Here is an 18,745-nt window from a genome sequence, read left to right as displayed (position 1 = left end):
ATACGTCGGAAGCAATTGGCCGTCATTGTTTTCAGGGGAGGATGTCGACGTGCATCGGCAGCTCCGGCTCTCAGTCGAGCCGGACCCGTGCCGTCGGCGAGCGAAGTGGGAGGGCTGGTGACCTCGGCGACGCTGTTGACCCCCGCCAGATCTTCAACAAGACCCGACGGCACGGCGTCATCGAGCAACTCGATACGCGGTGCCCAGCGGGCCTACGTGCGAACCCTGGTGGTGCTGGACGCCACCGTCCTGACCCTGGCGGTGCTCGCCGGCTACGCGGCCCGCTTCGGTGAGGCCGCTCCGCGCGGCACCCACGTGCCGTACGTCCTGGTCGCTCCCGGGCTGGTGCTGGCCTGGCTGCTGTCGCTCAAGGCGATGCGCTGCTACGACGACCGGGTGATCGGCTACGGTGCGGACGAGTACCGGCGGGTCAGCATGGCCAGTCTCCGGCTGGCCGGTGCGGTGGCCATCGCCGGTTACATCGCCGACGTCGGCGTGTCCCGGGGATTCCTGGCGATCTCGTTCGCCGTCGGCCTGGTCGGCCTCGAACTCGCCCGGTTCGCCGCGCGTAAGCGCCTGCACCGGGCCCGCTCGGCGGGGACCGGCTGGTCCCGGCGGGTGCTGGTGGTCGGCGACACCGCGCACGTGCTGGAGCTGGTGCACACCCTGCGCCGCGAGCCGTACGCGGGCTACCAGGTGGTGGGCGCGTGCATCCCGGACGCCCTGCTGGCCCCGGTGGCCCAGCGGCTCGGCGACGTGCCGGTGGTCGGCTCGTTCCGAGGCATCCCGGAGGCCGCCGCCGCCATCGGCGCGGACACCGTCGCCGTCACCGCCAGCGGTGAACTCACCGCCGCCCGTCTGCGCCGGCTCGGTTGGCAACTGGAGGGCACCGGGATCGATCTGGTGCTCGCCCCGGCGCTGACGGATGTCGCCGGCCCGCGCATCCACACCCGCCCGGTGGCCGGCCTGCCGTTGATCCACGTGGAGGCGCCCGAGTTCCGGGGCATCCGCAAGCTGGTGAAGGGCTTCGTCGACCGGTCGATCTCGCTCGTGGCGTTGGCGCTGCTGCTGCCGTTGCTCGTGGTCATCGCGTTGGCCATCAAACTGAACAGCCGCGGCCCGGTGCTGTTCCGGCAGATCCGGGTCGGGCAGGGCGGTCGGGAGTTCGGCGTCTTCAAGTTCCGCACCATGGTGGTCAACGCCGATGCTCTGCTGGCCGAGTTGGCCGCGCGCAACGAGACCGACGGTCTGATGTTCAAGATGCGTGACGATCCGCGGGTGACCCGGGTCGGGCGGCTGCTGCGCAAGTGGTCGCTGGACGAGCTGCCGCAGCTGGCCAACGTGCTGCTGGGGCAGATGAGCCTGGTCGGCCCCCGCCCGCCGCTGCCGTCCGAGGTGGCCCGCTACGACGGCGACGTGGCCCGCCGGCTGCTGGTCAAGCCGGGCATGACCGGCCTCTGGCAGGTCAGCGGCCGGTCGGATCTGAGCTGGGAGGACGGCATCCGGCTGGATCTCTACTACGTGGAGAACTGGTCACTGGCGGCCGACCTGACGATCCTCTGGAAGACCTTCGGCGCGGTGGTCAACAGCCGGGGCGCGTACTGACCCGACCGGTCACGGCTGCGGTCCGTACCAGTCCAGGCAGACCACCACCGCGTCGTCGGTGAGATCGCCGGCGACGAACGCCCGCAGGTCGCCCAGCAGGGAGCGGACCGCGTCCAGGGGGCTCATCGGCGCGGTGCGGCGCAGCATCCGGTCCAACGCGCTCTCTCCGTAGCGAACCTCCTGCCCGGTCGCGTCGAGCACCCCGTCGCTGATCATGAAGAGTCGGTCGGCGGGCCGGAGTTGGATGTGCTGCTCGCGATAGTGCGACCCCTCGAACATGCCGAGGGGGAACTGCGCCTCCAGCGGTTGCACGCTGACCTCGCCGTCGCGAAGCAGGACGAGCCGGGGCGAGCCCGCGTCGACGGCGGTGAGCAGCCCACTGTGCAGGTCGACCTCGACCAGCAGCGTGGCGAGGTGCTGCTCGCCCCGGTGCAGGGCGTAGATCGCCTGGTCGGCCAGGGCGGCCTGGTCGGCCAGCGAGATCCCGGCCCGGCGGGCGTTGCGCAGGGCGCTGGTGGCCAGCGTGGTGAGCATCGACGCGGCGACACCCGTACCCATCCCGTTGATCGTGGCGGTCCATACCCGGTCACCGTCGTCGGACCAGTCGAAGCTGTCACCGCGTACCGCGTACGCCGGTTCCAGCTGCCCGGCCAGGCTGAAGGAGGGCCGGATCCGGCTGCGCCCCGGCAGCAGCTCCCACTGCATCTCGGCGGCGAGCGTGAGCCGCCGGGCCCGCCGAGCGGTGCGGTAGACGTCCGTTCCGGGGTCGACAGCGGTCAGTTCGTGGGCCAGGGCGGTGCCGATCTCGGCGAGGTCGGCCAGCAGGCCCTCGTCCGTGACCGGGTGCACCCGGAGCACCCCGCGTCGTTCGCCGCGCATGCTGACCGGCAGGTAGGCCGTGCTGTCGACGTACACCGGGCTCTGGTGGTCGAAGCACCGCCAGGCCGGGTGTCCCGGTTCGCTCACCGCCTCCCCGGGGGTGAGCGGAAGCAGCGCGGCCAGCCGGTAGTCGACCTGGAGGAGTTCGACGTCCGCGATGCCGTACTCCTGGTCGAGCAGCGCTCTGATCCGGCTCAGCAGGAGATCCGCAGGGGCCGTGGTGAGCACGGTGCGGGCTTGCTCGACCGGCTCGCTCATGGCTATCTCCTTGATCACAAGCCCATTGACCGACAGAATCGGAGTACGCTCAGGCGCACGATGGCGGAACAGCATGGTTTTCCAGGACCCGAGATGAGTATGGCTGCCGAGGTGGATGTCGCGGCGGGTGCCCTGCTGACTGTCTGGGACGGTGCCCGGGAGCGCACAGCGAACCGGATCTCCACCGCCCAGCTTCGTGCCGTCATGCTCGTGGAACGGCAGGACGGGATCAACCTGCGCAGGCTGGCCGCCGGGCTGGACATGCTGCTCTCCTCGGCCAGCCGGCTCTGCGACCGGCTCGTCGCCGCCGGCATGCTCGAGCGTGAACCCGGCCGGGCGGACCGGCGGGAGATCTCCCTGCACCTGACCGCCGAGGCCCGCAGCCTCCTCGACGAGTTGCGCGAGGATCGTCGCCAGCACCTGGCCGCGATCCTGGCCGACATGACGCCGGAGGGCCGTGAGGCACTGCTGCGTGGTCTGCGGGAGTTCGACGAGGCGGCCCGAGCCCGCGTGGTCCGGCCGGTGTCGCCGCTGGTGCCCCAGCCCGACGAACCGGACACCGGTCATCTGTCGGAGGTCCGCGACGTCGTCGACGCCCCGCTGAGCTGGTCGAACGGGGAAACTGCGGTCTTCCGGACGGCCTGACGGTTAGCCGGCCGGGGTCACCGTCAGCATCGCGATGTCGTCGTGCCGCTGCCCGGCGGACCATTCGTCGACCAGGCGCAACACCCGGTCGACCAGAGCTGCGGGAGGCAGACCGGCACCGGAGGAAAGCGCCTGACGGAGCCGTCGCTCGCCGAACATCTCCGCACCGTGTGGGCCGCCCCGAGCCTCGGTGACCCCGTCGGTGTGGGCGAACAGCACCGAACCGGGCGGCAGCCGCAGGTCGACGTCGGTGAACCGGGCGTCGGGCAGGGCACCGACGGGCATCCCGCCCACCCGTACCGAGGTGACCGTGCCGTCGGCGTCGACCACCAGGGGTGCCGGATGCCCGCCGCCGGCGACCCGGATCCGCAGGCCGCCCTCGGGCTCGCGGCGCAGCGTACCGAGCAGCAGGGTGGTGAACTGGCTGCGCCGGGCCGCGTCGGACATGTCGAGCAGCGCCTGGTTGAGCAGCCGCAGCAGCGCCAGCGGTCGCTGTTCGACCAGCCGCAGCGTCTGCAACGACTGCCGTACCCGGCCGGTGAGTACGGCCGCGCCGACCCCCTTGCCGCAGACGTCGCCGAGGGCGAACAACGCGCCGCCGTCGGTGGGCAGGACATCGTAGAAATCGCCACCGATCCGCAGGCTGTCCCCGGCGGCGCGATAGCCCCCGGCGACGTCCATCCCGACGATCCCGGGCAGCTCCGGCGGCAACAGGCTGTTCTGCAGCACCCGCGCCAGGTGGGCCTGTTCGTCGTACAACTCGGCCATGGTGAGGGCGGCGCCGGCGCGGGCGGCGAACTCGCGGGCCAGGTCGATGCCACGCGGGTCGAACCCGCCTTGTCGGGCGTGCCGCAGCAGCACCAGCGCCCCGGCCGTCCGACCGGCCCCGGGCATCGGGCTGACCAGCAGGGTGGCGCCGGGTTCGACGTCGGCCGCGACGATCGGGTCCAGCTGACCGGCCGACCACACCCGGGGTGGCGGGAACCCGCCGTCGAGCGCTTCCTCGATCTCCGGCAGGGCGGTGGTGAGGCTCCAGTCGGCCGTCCCGGCCACCGGACCGGACTGGTGCTCGGCGTGCCGGACCCAGTGCGGCCGTTGCTCGGCGGGCACCGCCGGCAGGTGTACGACCAGGGCCAGGTCGGCCAGGTAGGGCACGGGCAGGGTGGCGGCGGCCCGCAGGGCCTGGTCGCGGTGCAGTGCCAACCCGAGTCGGCGGCCCGCGTCGGCCAGGAAGGCGGTACGGCCGCGTTCGCTCAGCAGGGCCTCGCTGCGGGCCCGCTCCTCGGTGACGTCGCGGACGTACCAGACGGACCGGCCCCCGGCCAGTGCCCGCCGTACGCCGTGCAGCTGCCGGTGGTGGTGCTCGTCCTCGAAGCGGGTGTGCCCGGCGACGGTCGCCGCCGCCAGGGCGGGCACCGCGCAGGTGGCCAGGTCGGCGCCGGGGCGCAGTTCGGGAAGCAGCCGGGCGGCGGCCGCGTTGATCAGCTCGATCGACCCGTGGTCGTCGGTGCTCAGCACCGCGTCGGTGAGTCCGTCGAGGAGCTCACCGGCCAGATCGACGCGCGCGGCCACCCCCGGTCGGGCGGACCTGCCGGGGCCCTTGCTGCGTCCGGGGCCGGCGACCCGGCCCTCGCGGGTGCTGGTCATCGATGCCCGCCGCGCGTCCTGCGCTGTCGAGAGGTGCGCATGCCGGTGGTGTCGCTCCTGCGGTCACGGTGATCGTTGCTGTGGAGCAAGGGTACCGAGTACCCCCGACACGCCGAGACGCGCGGCGCGCTGCCCGCTACAGCCGAGCCAACCAGGCGACGGGTCGGGCGATGATCCGGCGTACCACCGATCCGGCCGCGCCGACGGCGGCGGCGGTCGCCCCGAGGGCCGCCGGGCGGACGGTCACCGGCGACCAGGCCGCGGTCAGCACCCGGCGGTCGATCTCCGCGAGCATCGGTGGCCGCAGCCAGGGCTCCAGTGGCGCGTAGCCGCCGCCGAGCACCACCGTGTCGAGATCCAGCAGGTTGATCACGCTGGAGACGGTCACCCCGAGCGCCACGCCGGCCTCGTGCAGGGCGTGCAGCACGGTCGCGTCGCCGGCCCCGGCAAGCTCGGCCAACCGGTTCGGCGCGGTGTCGGCGGGCAGATCCGCCCCGGCCAGGCCGGCCGCCGAGAGGATCGACTCCTGCCCGGCGTAGCGCTCCAGGCAGCCCCGGCCGCCGCATCGGCAGGGCGGGCCGTCCGGTCGTACCGGGATATGGCCGATCTCCCCGCTCCAGCCTCGGGCGCCCCGGTACAGGGCGCCGTCGAGCACGATGCCGGCACCGATGCCGACCTCGCCGGAGATGTGCAGGAAGCTGCCCGGACCGGCGCCCGCGTGCAACTCGCTCAGCGCGGCGAGGTTGGCCTCGTTGTCCACCACCAGCGCCGGCACGCCGTCGATCACCTCGGTCAGTGGCGGATGTGCGGCCAGCAACTCGGGGACCGGCACGTCGCGCCAGCCGAGGTTCGGCGCGAGCCGGACCTGCCCGACGTCGTCGACCAGGCCGGGCACCCCCAGGGCGGCACCGGCCAGGATGAGGCCCTGCGCGTCGGCGGCGGCGCGGGCCTCGGCGGCCAGCCGCACCAGCCGGCCCAGCGCGTCGGCGGGGGAGACCGGCCGCAGATCGGCACGGTGCACGCAGTGGTGTCGGACCTCACCGGCGAGATCGACGACGCAGGCCGCCAGGTAGTCGACGTTGACCTCCAGGCCCAGCCCGGCCGGGCCGTCACCGGCGAGCACCAGACCACGGGCCGGTCGACCGGCACCGGAGCGTGGTTGCGGCTCCGCCTCGGTGACCAGCCGGCCGGCGACGAGGTCTTCCACCACGGCGGAGACCGTGGCCCGGGTCAGGCCGGTCTCGGCCGCCAGCGCGGCCCGCGACGGTGGGCGGGGCGCGGCGGCGATCCGGCCGAGCACGAGGGCGAGGTTCAGTTCGCGGAGGCTGCCCTGGCGCACCGCGCCGGCCGGGGCTGCGGTTGGGATCACCTCTTGACACTGCCACATCACCGCCATTTAATTCAACCACTGAACAAATAGCGGACGACATCACCGGAGGTCTGCCATGGCACCCCGTCCCACCCCCGCCGACAAGTTCTCCTTCGGGCTCTGGACGGTCGGCTGGCAGGGTCGAGACCCGTTCGGCCACGCCACCCGTACCGCCATCGACCCGGTGGAGTCGGTGCACCGACTCGCCGAACTGGGCGCGTACGGGGTGACCTTCCACGACGACGACCTCATCCCCTTCGGGTCGGACGCCGCCACCCGTGACGCCCAGATCGCCCGGTTCCGCAAGGCGCTCGACGAGACCGGCCTGGTGGTGCCGATGGTCACCACCGACCTGTTCCAGCAGCCCGTCTTCAAGGACGGCGGCTTCACCAGCAACGACCGCGACGTGCGGCGCTTCGCGCTGCGCAAGGTGCTGCGCAACGTCGACCTCGCCGCCGAACTGGGTGCCAAGACGTTCGTCATGTGGGGTGGCCGGGAAGGCGCCGAGTACGACGTCGCCAAGGACGTCCAGGCGGCGCTGGAGCGCTACCGGGAGGCCGTCGACCTGCTCTGCCAGTACGTCATCGACCGCGGCTACGACCTGCGGTTCGCCCTGGAGCCCAAGCCGAACGAGCCGCGCGGCGACATCCTGCTGCCCACCGTCGGGCACGCCCTGGCATTCATCTCCACCCTGGCCCACCCGGAGCGGGTCGGCCTGAACCCGGAGGTCGGCCACGAGCAGATGGCCGGGCTCAACTTCGCCCACGGCATCGCCCAGGCGCTCTGGCAGGGCAAGCTGTTCCACATCGACCTCAACGGCCAGCGCGGCGTCAAGTACGACCAGGACCTGGTCTTCGGTCACGGCGACCTGCTCAACTCCTTCGCCCTGGTCGACCTGCTGGAGCACGGCGGCCCGGCCGGCGCGCCCGCCTACGAGGGGCCGCGGCACTTCGACTACAAGCCCTCCCGCACCGAGGACCTCGACGGCGTGTGGGCCTCCGCTGAGGCGAACATGCGCACGTACCTGCTGCTCAAGGAGCGGGCCGCGGCGTTCCGGGCCGACCCGGAGGTGGCCGAGGCGCTCGCCGCCAGCAAGGTCGCCGAGCTGGGCGTGCCGACGCTGGGCGAGGGCGAGGGCTACGCCGAACTGCTCGCCGACACCAGCGCGTTCGAGGAGTTCGACGTCGACGCCGTCGCCGCCCGTGGCTTCGGCTTCGTCCGGCTCAACCAGCTCGCCGTCGAGCACCTGCTCGGCGCACGCTGAGGCGGACGGCATGCCGCTCGTCGCGGGGGTGGACTCCTCCACCCAGTCCTGCAAGGTGGTCGTCCGGGATGCGGAGACCGGCACCCTGGTACGCGAGGGCCGGGCGCCGCACCCCGACGGCACCGAGGTCGACCCGGAGGCCTGGTGGTCGGCCCTCCAGACGGCGATCGAGGCCGCCGGCGGACTGGCCGACGTCGCCGCGGTCTCCGTCGCCGGTCAGCAGCACGGCATGGTCTGCCTGGACGACGCGGGGCAGGTGATCCGGCCGGCCCTGCTGTGGAACGACACCCGCTCGGCCGACGCCGCCGCCGAACTGGTGGCGGAGGCCGGCGGTGGGCGCTTCTGGGCCGACGCCGTGGGCAGCGTGCCGGTGGCCAGCTTCACCGTCACCAAGCTGCGCTGGTTGGCCCGACACGAGCCGGCCAACGCCGAGCGGGTGGCTGCCGTCTGCCTGCCCCACGACTGGCTGACCTGGCGGCTGGCCGGTGCGCCCGGGCTGGAGGCGTTGCGGACCGACCGCAGCGACGCCAGCGGCACCGGCTACTGGTCGCCGGCGACCGGGGAGTACCGCCCCGACCTGCTGGAACGCGCACTCGGCCGGGAGGTACGGGTGCCTACCGTGCTCGGCCCGGCCGAGTCCGCCGGCCACCTCGACCCGGCAGCCGTGTCCGGTGCCGCGCCGGCGCTGCTCGCTCCCGGTGCCGGCGACAACGCCGCTGCCGGCTTCGGGGTGGGGGCCGGTTCCGGTGACGTGCTGGTCTCGATCGGCACGTCCGGCACCGTCTTCAGCATCGCGGAGACCCCGGCCGCCGACGCCAGCGGCACCGTCGCCGGGTTCGCCGACGTGACCGGCCGGTTCCTGCCCCTGGTCGCCACGCTCAACGCGGCCCGGGTGCTGGACGCCGCCGCCGGGATGCTCCGGGTCGGGCTGGACGAGTTGGCCGACCTCGCGCTCTCCGCCCCGCCCGGGGCGGACGGGCTGGTGCTGGTGCCGTACCTGGAGGGTGAGCGCACCCCGAACCGGCCACTGGCCACCGGGGCGGTGCACGGATTGACCCTGCGGACCTCGACCCCGGCGCACCTGGCGCGGGCGGCCGTGGAGGGCATGCTCTGCGCGCTCGCCGACGGTCTCGACGCGCTGGCCGCCCAGGGCGCGCAGCCCCGCCGGGTGCTCCTGGTCGGTGGTGGGGCCCGTTCCGCCGCCGTACGCCGAATCGCCGCGCAGGTCTTCGGCTGCCCGGTGGTCGTCCCGCCGCCCGGTGAGTACGTCGCCGACGGCGCCGCCCGCCAGGCCGCCTGGTTGGCGCTCGGCACGACGGAGGCGCCCTCCTGGACGCCCGCCGGCACCCGGGAGTACGCCGCCGAACCGGTCCCGGCCATTCGGGAGCGCTACGCGCAGGCCCGCGATCACCACCTGGACCGCCTGGCCCAGGGGTGATCCATCCCTCGACCCCCGGATCGAGTGGCTCCCGACGGGGGTGAAGCCACTCGATCCGGGGATTCGTCCCGCACGACGGGGTGGGCCGGTGATCGGTCCGTCGTCGCGTCCTGGTTGGCTGCCCGCATGACGTCGACCACGGGCCGCGCCCCACGGGTGTGGGGTGGCAACGCGGCGCACCGCTTCTACAGCGTCGTCGTGTTCGTGCTGCTCGCCTCGCTGGACAACGTGGCGATCGGGCTGGTGCCACCGCTGTACGGCGCGATCGCGGAGTCCTTCGCGGTACCGCAGCGCCTGCTCGGCCTGGTCACCGCGGTCAGCTTCCTGGTCAGCGCGGTGGCGGCGGTCGGCTGGGCCTATTTCGGCGACCGCACCAACCGCAAACCGCTGCTGATGATCGGCACCCTGATCTGGGCCGTCGGGACCGGTGGCAGTGGTCTGGCCGGGAGCTATCCGACCTTTCTGGCCGCGCAGCTGCTCGCCGCGGTAGGGCTGGGTGCGGTCGGCTCGGTCGGCTTCTCGGTGGTCACCGACCTGATCTCGCCGCGTCGACGGGGTTTGGTGATGAGCTTCTGGGGGCTGTCCCAGGGGGCCGGCACGCTGGCCGGCACGTTGGTCGGTGGGCTGCTCGGTGCGGCCGACTGGCGTCGCCCGTTCCTGCTGCTCACCGTCGTCGGCCTGGTCGCCACGGTGGCCTACCTGCTCACGTACGACATCCGGCGCGGCCAGAGCGAACCGGAACTGGCCGACGCGCTGGCCGGCGGCGCGGACTACGACTACCGGATCAGCCGCCGCGACCTGCCCGTCATCCTCCACCGCCGGACCAACCGCTGGCTCATCCTGCAGGGCCTCACCGCACAGGCCGCCTTCGGTTCGCTCGTCTGGTTGCCGGTGCTGTTCGCCGAACGGGCCCAGGACCAGGGCTACTCGATGGCGACCGCGATCGTGGTGGGCAGCGTCTTCGCCACCCTGTTCCAACTCGGTGGGGTGCTCTCCATCGTCGGTGGTCTGGTCGGCGACGCGCTGCAACGGCGTACGCCCTCCGGTCGGGCCATGGTCGCCGCGGTCGGCGTGCTCGCCGCGGTGCCGTTCTACCTGGTGCTCTTCTTCGTGCCGATCCGTATCGACGTGCCCGACGGCGCCGGCACCGGCACGGTGGTACGGGCCGTGCTGGCCAGCGTCGTCACCGAGCCCACCGTCGGGCTGAGCCTGCTCACCGCGCTGCTCGCGCTGGCGCTGACCTCGGCGAACTCGCCGAACTGGTTCGCCCTGATCGCCGACGCGAACCCGCCGGAGCACCGGGGCACTGTCTACAGCCTGGGCAACCTGGTCAACGGGGTGGGACGGGCGGCCGGGAACGGGCTGGTCGGGGTGGCCTTCCACGCCCTGCGGGCGGCGTTCCCGCCGCCGTTGAACTACGCGGTCGGGCTGGCCGCCTTCCAGCTCTTCTTCATCCCCACCGGCATCATGTACTGGCTCGCCGCCCGCACCTCACCCAAGGACATCGCCGACGTGGCAGACCTGCTGCACACCCGCGCGGAGAAGCTGTAAGGAAGGGCACCTTCTTAACGTCTGGTGTAGAGGAAGGGCCCCTTTTTAACACGATCCGTCGTGCTGGCCGTACATCCCGCCAGGCTTGCCAGGACAGCGTTAATAAGGTGCCCTTCCTCTACCGGAGGCGTTAATAAGGTGCCCTTCCTTACACCTGCACCCAGACGGTGACGTCGGTGGGGACCGAGCCGTCCTCGTCCAGTGGCGCGCTGCTGTGCAGCAGTTCGCCGGCGGGCAGCGGTACGCCGGTGGCGCCGAAGTTGGTGAGCACCACCACGTCGCCGTTGCGGAAGGTCAGCACCTCGTCGCCGGAGGAGAGCCACTGCACGGTGCCCCGACCCAAGGCGTGGCTACGCCGCAGGCGCAGCGCCGTGCGGTACATCTCGTAGGTCGAGCCGGGCACGTCACGCTGGCGGTCCAGCGCGTACTCGGCCCAGACGCCCGGCTGGGGCAGCCAACTCGCATCCGTCGGCCCGAAGCCGTACGACGGCGCGTCCGCTTCCCACGGGATCGGCACCCGGCAGCCGTCCCGACCGCGCTGGGTGTGCCCGCTGCGTTCCCAGGTCGGGTCCTGGCGGGCCTCGTCGGGCATCAGGGTGTGTTCCGGCAGGCCCAGTTCCTCACCCTGGTAGAGGTAGGCCGAGCCGGGCAGGGCGAGCATCAGCAGGGTGGCCGCGCGGGCCCGGCGCAGACCGACCGCGGTGTCCGGCTGCGGGTCGCCGATGCCGATGCCGTTGGGGCGCGGGGTGCCGATCGGCAGGCCGAGCCGGGAGGCGTGGCGCACCACGTCGTGGTTGGACAGCACCCAGGTGGTGGGGGCGCCGACCGCGTCGGTGGCCTCCAGCGAGCGGGTGATGACCGCGTACTGGGCCGGGGCGGTCCAGGAGGCGAGCAGGTACTCGAAGTTGAACGCCTGGTGCATCTCGTCGGGGCGGACGTAGCGGGCCAGTCGCTCGGCCGGCTCCACCCACGCCTCGGCCACCAGGACCCGTTCGCCGGGGTAGCTGTCCAGCAGCCGCCGCCAGTCGCGGTAGATCTCGTGTACGCCGTCCTGGTCCCACATCGGTGGGCGCGGCTTGTCCACCTCCTGCCCGGAGAGGATCTCCTGCGGCTCGTGCCAGTCGGCCAGGTCGGCCTGCTTGATCAGGCCGTGCGCCACGTCCACCCGGAAGCCGTCCACGCCACGGTCCAGCCAGAACCGCAGCACGTCCAGGAACTCCGCGCGTACCTGCGGGTCGTCCCAGTTCAGGTCGGGCTGGGCGGTGTCGAACAGGTGCAGGTACCACTGGCCGTCGGCGACGCGGGTCCAGGCCGGTCCGCCGAAGACGCTCTGCCAGTCGTTCGGCGGTTCGGCGCCGTCCGGTCCCCGCCCGTCGCGGAAGATGTAGCGCTGCCGCTCGGGGCTGCCCGGCCCGGCGGCCAGGGCCTGCCGGAACCACTCGTGGGCCGACGAGGTGTGGTTGGGCACCAGGTCGACGATGACCCGCAGCCCGCGGGCGTGTGCCTGGGCGATCAGGTCGTCGGCGTCGGCCAGCGTGCCGAACAGCGGCTCGACGTCCCGGTAGTCGGCCACGTCGTACCCGGCGTCGGCCTGCGGCGACGGGTAGAACGGGGAGAGCCAGATCGCGTCGACCCCCAACTGACGCAGGTGATCCAGACGGGCGGTGATACCGGGCAGGTCGCCGATACCGTCGCCGTCGGAGTCACTGAACGAGCGCGGGTAGATCTGGTAGATCACCGCCTCGGTCCACCATCCGGTGGTCGTCACGGCGGGCATGGGCTGGGGGATCGGGTTGTCGTTCAGGGCGTACTCCCATGGTCCGAGCGGGTTGCGGCGGTGGGCGACGGTGACCCGTCGAATCAGTTTGCCCGTGGTGGGGCGGTCGAGTCCCGTACGACCAGCCGAGTGGGCAGGATCACCGGCAGATCGTTCGCGCCGCAGTCGGCGGCACGGGTTCGCCCGCGAAGCGGGTCGATCAACATCTCGGCGGCCAGCCGACCCTGCTCGGCCGCCGGTTGGGCGATGGTGCTCAGGCCGAGCACGCCGGAGAGCGCGTGGTCGTCGATGCCGATCAGGCTGACGTCCTGCGGTACGCGCAGGCCGGCGTCGCGCAGCGCGGTCAACGCGCCCATCGCCATCTCGTCGCAGGCGGCGAAGATGGCGGTCGGGGGGTCACCTCGGCGCAGCAGTTCCTCGGTGGCCCGGGTGCCGCCGGCGATGTCGAACCCGGACTCCACGTCGAGGGTCGGGTCGGGCCGCAGCCCGGCCGCGCGCAGTGCCTCCTGGTAGCCACGCCGCCGGTCCAGGTGCGCGGTGAAGGCCAACTCGTCGTCGGGGTCGCCGGAGATGTGCGCGATCCGCCGGTGACCGAGGTCCAGCAGATGCCGGGTGGCGAGCCGCGCGGCGGCCACGTCGTCGATGCGTACGCAGGGCCAGCCGGGCACGTCGGTGCCGGAGCTGACGGTCACCCCGGGCAGGTCCAGCCTGGTCAGGGCGGTCAGGTCGGCGGGCCGCAACGGGGTGGCGACCAGCATCACGCCGTCGACCCGCTTGTGCAGGTTGGCGGGGTGCAGCAGGCGCTGACGGTTCTGTTCCCGCCCGCCCAGGTTGTGCAGCAACAGGTCGTAGCCGCACTGGTGGAGGAAGTCCTCGACCGCCTCGACGACCACCCCGAAGAACCAGCGGGTGATCCGGGGGACCACCACGGCGATGGCACCGGTACGGCCACCGGCCAGGCGCGATGCGCTCGGCGAGACGGCGTACTGCAACTGCTCGGCGGCGGCCAGCACCCGTCGGCGGGTCGCCGCCGACACGGTGGGCAGTCCCCGCAGGGCCCGGGAGACGGTGGCGGTGGAGACTCCGGCCAACCGGGCGACATCGTCGATCCTCGTCACGGTAACCCCGCTCACGACCTGCGGTGGTGCCGCCGTGGTGGCGGCACCACCGGTGGGTCAGCCCTTGACGCTGCCGGCGAGCAGCCCTCGAACGAAGTAGCGCTGCAACGACAGGAACACGATCAGCGGTACGACGATCGAGACGAACGCCCCGGCGGTCAGCCGTTGCCATTCGTTGCCCCGGGTACCGGCCAGTTCGGCCAGCCGCACGGTCAGCGGTGCGGTGACCTCGCTGCCACCGGCGAAGATCAGCGCGACCAGCAGGTCGTTCCAGACCCAGAGGAACTGGAAGATGGCGAACGCGGCCAGGGCGGGTGCGACCAACGGCAGCACGATGGTGCGGAAGATCTTGGGGTGGGTGGCCCCGTCGACCCGGGCCGCCTCCATCAGATCCTTGGGCAGCTGTGAGATGAAGTTGTGCAGCAGGAACACGGCGAACGGCAGCGCGAAGCAGGTGTGCGCGAACCACACCTGGGCGAAGTTCTGTGCGCCGTCGAGGTTCCAGGCGGGCATCAGGGTGACCCCGCCCAGGCTGACTCCGCGCGAGAAGAAGCTGAGCAGCGGCACCAGGGCCATCTGCAACGGCACGATCTGGAGCGCGAAGATGCCGATGTAGAGCCAGTCCCGGCCGCGGAAGTTGATCCAGGCCAGCGCGTACGCGGCCAGGGCCGCGAAGGCCAGCGGGAACAACACCGACGGCAGGGTGATCACCAGCGAGTTGACGAAGTAGTTGGCGAGCTGCCCCGACGAGGCGGTCTGCCCGAACAACACGTCCTGGTAGTTCTTGAGGGTGAACTGCGGATCGGTGAAGGCCGTCCACCAGCCGGTGGTCTTCAGTTCCGCCTCGGGCCGGAACGAGGAGATGAACAGGCCGAAGGTGGGGATCGTCCAGACCACCGCGATGACGATCGCGACCACTGTCGCCGTACGGCTGTTGAGCCGCTTGCGCACCCGTGAGGCCCGGGTGGAACCGTCGCTCTGCTGGGCGCCGACCGCGGCCGGGGGAGTGGTGGTGGTCATCTCAGCCCTCCCGTCGCTGCTGACGCAGGTTCCGGATCTGGAAGATCACGATCGGCACCACCAGGATGAACAGGAACACCGCGAGCGCGGAGCCCTGCCCGTTCTGGCCGTACCGGAACGCCTGGTTGTACATCTCGTTGGCGATCACGCTGGTGTCGTAGTTGCCGTTGGTCGTGGTCCGCACGATGTCGAAGACCTTCAGCGTGGCGATCGAGATGGTGACGACCACGACGATCAGCGCGGGCCGGATGCTCGGCATGGTGATCTGCCAGAACATCTGCCACGGGTTGACGCCGTCGAGGCGGGCCGCCTCCACGATGTCCGCCGGGATGGACTTGATCGCCGCGGAGAGCACCACCATGGCGAAACCGGCCTGGATCCACACCATGATCACGATGAGCAGCAGGGTGTTCAGCGGCGAGTCGAGCAGCCACTGCCGGGGTTCGCCGCCGAGGCTGACCACGATCTGGTTGAGCAGACCGATCTGGTCCTGGTCCTCGCCCCGGTAGGCGTACACGAACCGCCAGATGATGCTGGCGCCGACGAACGAGATCGCCATCGGCATGAAGATCAGTGACTTGGCGACGGATTCCAGCCGGGCCTTGTCCACCAGCACGGCGTAGATCAGGCCGATGGCGGTGGCGGCCAGCGGCACCAACGTCACCCAGACCAGGGTGTTGAGCAGTACCCGGACGATCGCGTCCTCGGCGAACATCCAGCGGTAGTTGTCCAGGCCGACCCAGTTCTCGCTGCCGCCGTCCATGAACGACAGCAGGGTGGTCCGGATCGCGGGGACCACCAGACCGATCAGCAGTAGCAACACCGTCGGCAGCAGGAAGAACAGCGCGAAGAACCCCTCGCGGGGCTTGGTCCGCCGGGGCAGCGGAGCCCCGCTGGCGGAGGCGGCGACGAGTTGCGCCTCGCGACGCCTGGCGAAGTAGGACGGCACCGCGTCGAGCACGAAGAGCAGGCCGCCGACCACCACTGCGAAGGCGACGAGCCCCCACAGCAACATCATCATCTTCGGCGCCTGGTCGGCGAAGTCGAAGTTCATCAACCCTCCCAGGGGTTACTCCACGGAGCCGGTGGGCCGGCCCGCGAACGCGGACCGGCCCACCACCGGAATTACTTCCAGCTGCTCTCGATGCCCTGGAGGACGCTGGCGGTGTCCTTACCGTTGATCCAGTCGACCATGCCCTTCCAGAAGGTCCCGGCGCCGACGGCGGCGGGCATCAGGTCGGAACCGTCGAACCGGAAGACCGAGCTGTCGTCCTGGAGGATCTCCACGGAGAGCTTGTCGATCGGGTTGCTCACGTTGGCCAGGTCGAGCTTGTTGTTCGCCGACACCCAGTCGCCGATCTTCGCGCGGCTGTTGGCGTGCTCACCGGAGGCCAGGTAGGTCTGCACCGCCTGCACCTCGGGACGGTCGGCGAAGGCGACCACGAACTCGCCGCCACCCAGCACCGGCTTGCCCCGCGACGGGTCGATGGCCGGGAAGTAGAACGCGAACACGTCGCCGTCCTCGGCCACCTTGGTGTTCTCCGGCCACTGGTTGGCGTAGAACGACGCCTGCCGGTGCAGGGCGCACTTGCCGGCCGTGATCGGGATGCCACCCTCCTGGAACGCGGTGGTGGCGATGCTGCGCACCCCGCCGAAGCCGCCGTTGACGTACTTCTCGTTCTTCAGGATGGTGCCGGCGCGGTCGACCGCCTCGACGACCCGCGGGTCGTTGAACGGGATCTCGTGCGTCGTCCACTGGTCGTAGACCTCGGGGGTCTGCGTACGCAGCATGACGTCTTCGATCCAGTCGGTGGCCGGCCAGCCGGTGGCGTCACCGGACTCGATGCCCGCGCACCACGGCTTCGTGCCGCTGTCAGCGATGGTGTCGCTGAGCTTGATCATTTCTTCCCAGGTGGTCGGAACGGTCCAACCCTTCTCCTGGAACATCTTCGGCGAGTACCAGACGAACGACTTGACGTTCGAGCCGAGCGGCGCGCCGTAGAAGGTGCCGCCGACGGTGCTGTACTTCAGCCAGTCGGCCGGGTAGTTCTGCTCGGCCATCGCCTTGGTGTCGGCGCTGGCGGCCTTGATCTGGCCCCGCTCGGCGAACCGCTGGAGCAGACCGGGCTGCGGGATGAACGCGATGTCGGGGGCGTTGCCGCCGTCGGCGCGTACCGGCAGTTGGGCCTCGAAGTCACCGCTGCCCTCGTGGCTGATGTCGATGCCGGTGCAGTCCTCGAATTCCTTCCACGACTGGTCGAGACGGTCGGCCTCGATATCGCGGATGGAGGAGTAGATGTTCACCTTCTTGCCGCTGTGACCCTGGTACTTCTCGTACGGGGCGCACTCGGCGGAATCGGCGTTGTTGTTGCCGCCGCTGTTGTCGCTGCTTCCGGTGCCGCACGCGGTGACGCCGAGCGTCAGCCCGAGCACGCCAGCGATCGCGAGGGCCTGGCGTGGCCTGGCAAAGACCGCCATGCCGTCCTCCTTTCTAGCCGGCGCTGGCCGGGTCGCATCCGGTCATCCTGGCGCCGGTCCGATGGGGCGTTTTCACATGTAAGCGCTTGCATCCGACGGGGTCCACCCCTGGGACGACACGGACGAGTAACAATCCCGAAATCGACTCACCGCTGCTGGGTGCGCTCCCAGCGGTTGTGGCATCTATCGACACTGAAGGATTCCTGTCACGCTGGTTGGCACCCATTGAGCAGTTTCAACGTCGGAGGTGCTAGATGCGTGATCGGTGGCTGAATCCTGTCGCGGCCCGGCTGGTCGCCGCGGGAGCCCTGGTGCTGTTCGTCGTCGGTGTGCTGGTGCCGGCGGCGCCTGCGATGGCCGCGCCGACCTTCAAGGTGCCGTTCCCCTGCGGCCAGTCGTGGTCCGGGCAGACCCGCAGCGGCCACAGCCCGGCCAACGCCATCGATTTCAACCGCACCAACGACGCCGGCGACCCGGTGGTGGCCAGCGCGCCCGGCACCGTCGACCGGGTGACCGACCTGGGCGGCAGCAGCTACGGAAAGTACGTCCGGATCAACCACGGCAACGGCTACCACACCTACTACGCCCACCTGAGCGGCTTCAACGTCTCCGTCGGTCAGTCGGTGGGCTACGGCAAGGTGATCGGCTGGGTCGGCAGCACCGGCAATTCGAGCGGCGCCCACCTGCACTACGAGCAGCGGCTCAACGGGGCCGACATCAAGATCCGGTTCAGCGGCACGCTCGCGTTGTACTGGGGCACCAAGACCTACACCAGCGGCAACGGCTGCTCGTCGAACACCGGCTCCGGCACCGTGCGCACCGCCGGTGCCAACCTGACCGTACGCTCCGGCCCGGGCACCGGCTACTCGGCCGTCGGCTCGCTCGCCAACGGCGCCTCAGTCACGATCCACTGCCAGACCAGGGGCACCACGGTCACCGGCACGTACGGCACCAGCTCGATCTGGAACCGGATCGGCGCGGGCCGGTTCATCGCGGACGCGTACGTCTACACCGGTCACGACGGGTTCATTCCGAACGTCCCGCGCTGCTGACGGCACCTCGACGGCACCCGGGCGCGGCGCCACAAGCGCCGTGTCCGGGGCAGGTCACCCGTTCAGCTGCCAGATCGAGTAGTTGAGCGCAGCGGCGAAGGTGACCCAGGCCCAGTAGGGCAGCAGCAACGCCGTCGCCAGGGTGCTGACCCGCCGGAACAGCAGCACGGTGACGCCGATCGCCAGCCACATCACCACGATCTCGGCGAACGCCAGACCGTACTGGCCGGCGCCGAAGAACAACGGCGTCCAGGCGGCGTTGAGCACGAGCTGCACCACCCAGGCGATCAGGGCCGGGCCGAAGCCCACCCGACGCCAGACCAGCCAGCCGGCCACCGCGATCATCGCGTAGAGCACGGTCCAGACCGGCCCGAACAGCCACGACGGCGGTGCCCAGCCGGGTTGCTCGAGGCTCGCGTACTCGGCCGAGGTGCCGGTGACGGCCAGGCTGCCGAGGGCCGCCGCAGCGAACACGGCCACCGCGAAGCCGGCCAGCGCCCACCACTGTCGGGTGCCGCGGGTGGGCTGTCGGGTACGTGCCGTAGTCATCCGCATGATGGCAGCTTCTCCGCGTCAGGGGGTCGGCAAACCTGCCGCCCCGGTGGACATATCGGACGGTGCAGACAGCACGCCGGGGTCGCCGT

The 18,745-nt window shown here is 71.2% G+C and carries 15 protein-coding genes; 6 read left to right on the top strand and 9 right to left on the bottom strand.

The window, feature by feature from the left end:
* Positions 1-117 precede the first annotated feature (117 nt).
* The gene (locus EG812_RS25650) at positions 118-1,605 is read left to right on the top strand and encodes a sugar transferase (protein WP_126713053.1); all 1,488 of its coding nucleotides are present in this window, start codon (positions 118-120) and stop codon (positions 1,603-1,605) included.
* A gap of 9 nt (positions 1,606-1,614) precedes the next feature.
* Here EG812_RS25650 and EG812_RS25645 read toward each other — a convergent pair whose 3' ends face one another.
* Complete coding sequence (locus EG812_RS25645) at positions 1,615-2,742, bottom strand: PP2C family protein-serine/threonine phosphatase (RefSeq protein ID WP_126713052.1); 1,128 nt, start codon at positions 2,740-2,742, stop codon at positions 1,615-1,617.
* Between the two features lie 93 nt (positions 2,743-2,835).
* Between EG812_RS25645 and EG812_RS25640 the strand changes: the two genes are divergently transcribed.
* Positions 2,836-3,387 (top strand): MarR family winged helix-turn-helix transcriptional regulator, encoded by a 552-nt coding sequence (locus EG812_RS25640; protein ID WP_232510855.1) that lies wholly within the window; start codon positions 2,836-2,838, stop codon positions 3,385-3,387.
* A gap of 3 nt (positions 3,388-3,390) precedes the next feature.
* Here the strand turns inward: EG812_RS25640 and EG812_RS25635 are convergent, their stop codons facing one another.
* Positions 3,391-5,034, bottom strand: coding sequence for a PP2C family protein-serine/threonine phosphatase (locus EG812_RS25635; RefSeq protein WP_199743953.1), 1,644 nt, complete (start codon positions 5,032-5,034; stop codon positions 3,391-3,393).
* A gap of 136 nt (positions 5,035-5,170) precedes the next feature.
* Positions 5,171-6,430 (bottom strand): ROK family transcriptional regulator, encoded by a 1,260-nt coding sequence (locus EG812_RS25630; protein WP_126713051.1) that lies wholly within the window; start codon positions 6,428-6,430, stop codon positions 5,171-5,173.
* Between the two features lie 49 nt (positions 6,431-6,479).
* Here EG812_RS25630 and xylA point away from each other — a divergent pair, with 49 nt between their 5' ends.
* The 3 genes from xylA to EG812_RS25615 all read left to right on the top strand — a co-directional run bounded on the left by xylA (position 6,480) and on the right by EG812_RS25615 (position 10,656).
* Entirely contained in the window at positions 6,480-7,667 is a 1,188-nt protein-coding gene (xylA, locus tag EG812_RS25625) for a xylose isomerase (RefSeq protein ID WP_013735577.1), read from the top strand.
* Between the two features lie 10 nt (positions 7,668-7,677).
* Complete coding sequence (gene xylB, locus EG812_RS25620) at positions 7,678-9,105, top strand: xylulokinase (RefSeq protein ID WP_013735576.1); 1,428 nt, start codon at positions 7,678-7,680, stop codon at positions 9,103-9,105.
* A gap of 126 nt (positions 9,106-9,231) precedes the next feature.
* On the top strand, positions 9,232-10,656 hold the full coding sequence (locus EG812_RS25615) for an MFS transporter (RefSeq protein ID WP_126713050.1): 1,425 nt from the start codon (positions 9,232-9,234) through the stop codon (positions 10,654-10,656).
* A gap of 148 nt (positions 10,657-10,804) precedes the next feature.
* Here EG812_RS25615 and EG812_RS25610 read toward each other — a convergent pair whose 3' ends face one another.
* The 5 genes from EG812_RS25610 to EG812_RS25590 form a co-directional block, all read right to left on the bottom strand.
* Entirely contained in the window at positions 10,805-12,433 is a 1,629-nt protein-coding gene (locus tag EG812_RS25610) for a glycoside hydrolase family 13 protein (RefSeq protein WP_126713049.1), read from the bottom strand.
* 83 nt (positions 12,434-12,516) lie between these two features.
* Positions 12,517-13,551: a LacI family DNA-binding transcriptional regulator gene (locus tag EG812_RS25605; RefSeq protein WP_013735573.1), complete on the bottom strand. Its 1,035-nt coding sequence runs from the start codon at positions 13,549-13,551 to the stop codon at positions 12,517-12,519.
* 57 nt (positions 13,552-13,608) lie between these two features.
* Complete coding sequence (locus EG812_RS25600; RefSeq protein WP_013735572.1) at positions 13,609-14,571, bottom strand: carbohydrate ABC transporter permease; 963 nt, start codon at positions 14,569-14,571, stop codon at positions 13,609-13,611.
* Position 14,572: 1 nt separating this feature from the next.
* The gene (locus EG812_RS25595) at positions 14,573-15,625 is read right to left on the bottom strand and encodes a carbohydrate ABC transporter permease (RefSeq protein WP_013735571.1); all 1,053 of its coding nucleotides are present in this window, start codon (positions 15,623-15,625) and stop codon (positions 14,573-14,575) included.
* Positions 15,626-15,696: 71 nt separating this feature from the next.
* The gene (locus tag EG812_RS25590; protein WP_013735570.1) at positions 15,697-17,049 is read right to left on the bottom strand and encodes an ABC transporter substrate-binding protein; all 1,353 of its coding nucleotides are present in this window, start codon (positions 17,047-17,049) and stop codon (positions 15,697-15,699) included.
* A gap of 254 nt (positions 17,050-17,303) precedes the next feature.
* Between EG812_RS25590 and EG812_RS25585 the strand changes: the two genes are divergently transcribed.
* Positions 17,304-18,101, top strand: a complete 798-nt coding sequence (locus EG812_RS25585; RefSeq protein ID WP_013735569.1) for a M23 family metallopeptidase — start codon at positions 17,304-17,306, stop codon at positions 18,099-18,101.
* Between the two features lie 54 nt (positions 18,102-18,155).
* Here the strand turns inward: EG812_RS25585 and EG812_RS25580 are convergent, their stop codons facing one another.
* Entirely contained in the window at positions 18,156-18,656 is a 501-nt protein-coding gene (locus EG812_RS25580) for a TspO/MBR family protein (RefSeq protein WP_013735568.1), read from the bottom strand.
* Positions 18,657-18,745 lie beyond the last annotated feature (89 nt).

Origin of the sequence: Verrucosispora sp. FIM060022, from assembly GCF_003977705.1 — a bacterium.
Classification (GTDB): Bacteria; Actinomycetota; Actinomycetes; order Mycobacteriales; family Micromonosporaceae; genus Micromonospora; species Micromonospora gifhornensis.
The sequence above is the reverse complement of the archived record's forward strand: the minus strand, read 5'-3'. Positions and strand labels throughout refer to the sequence as shown.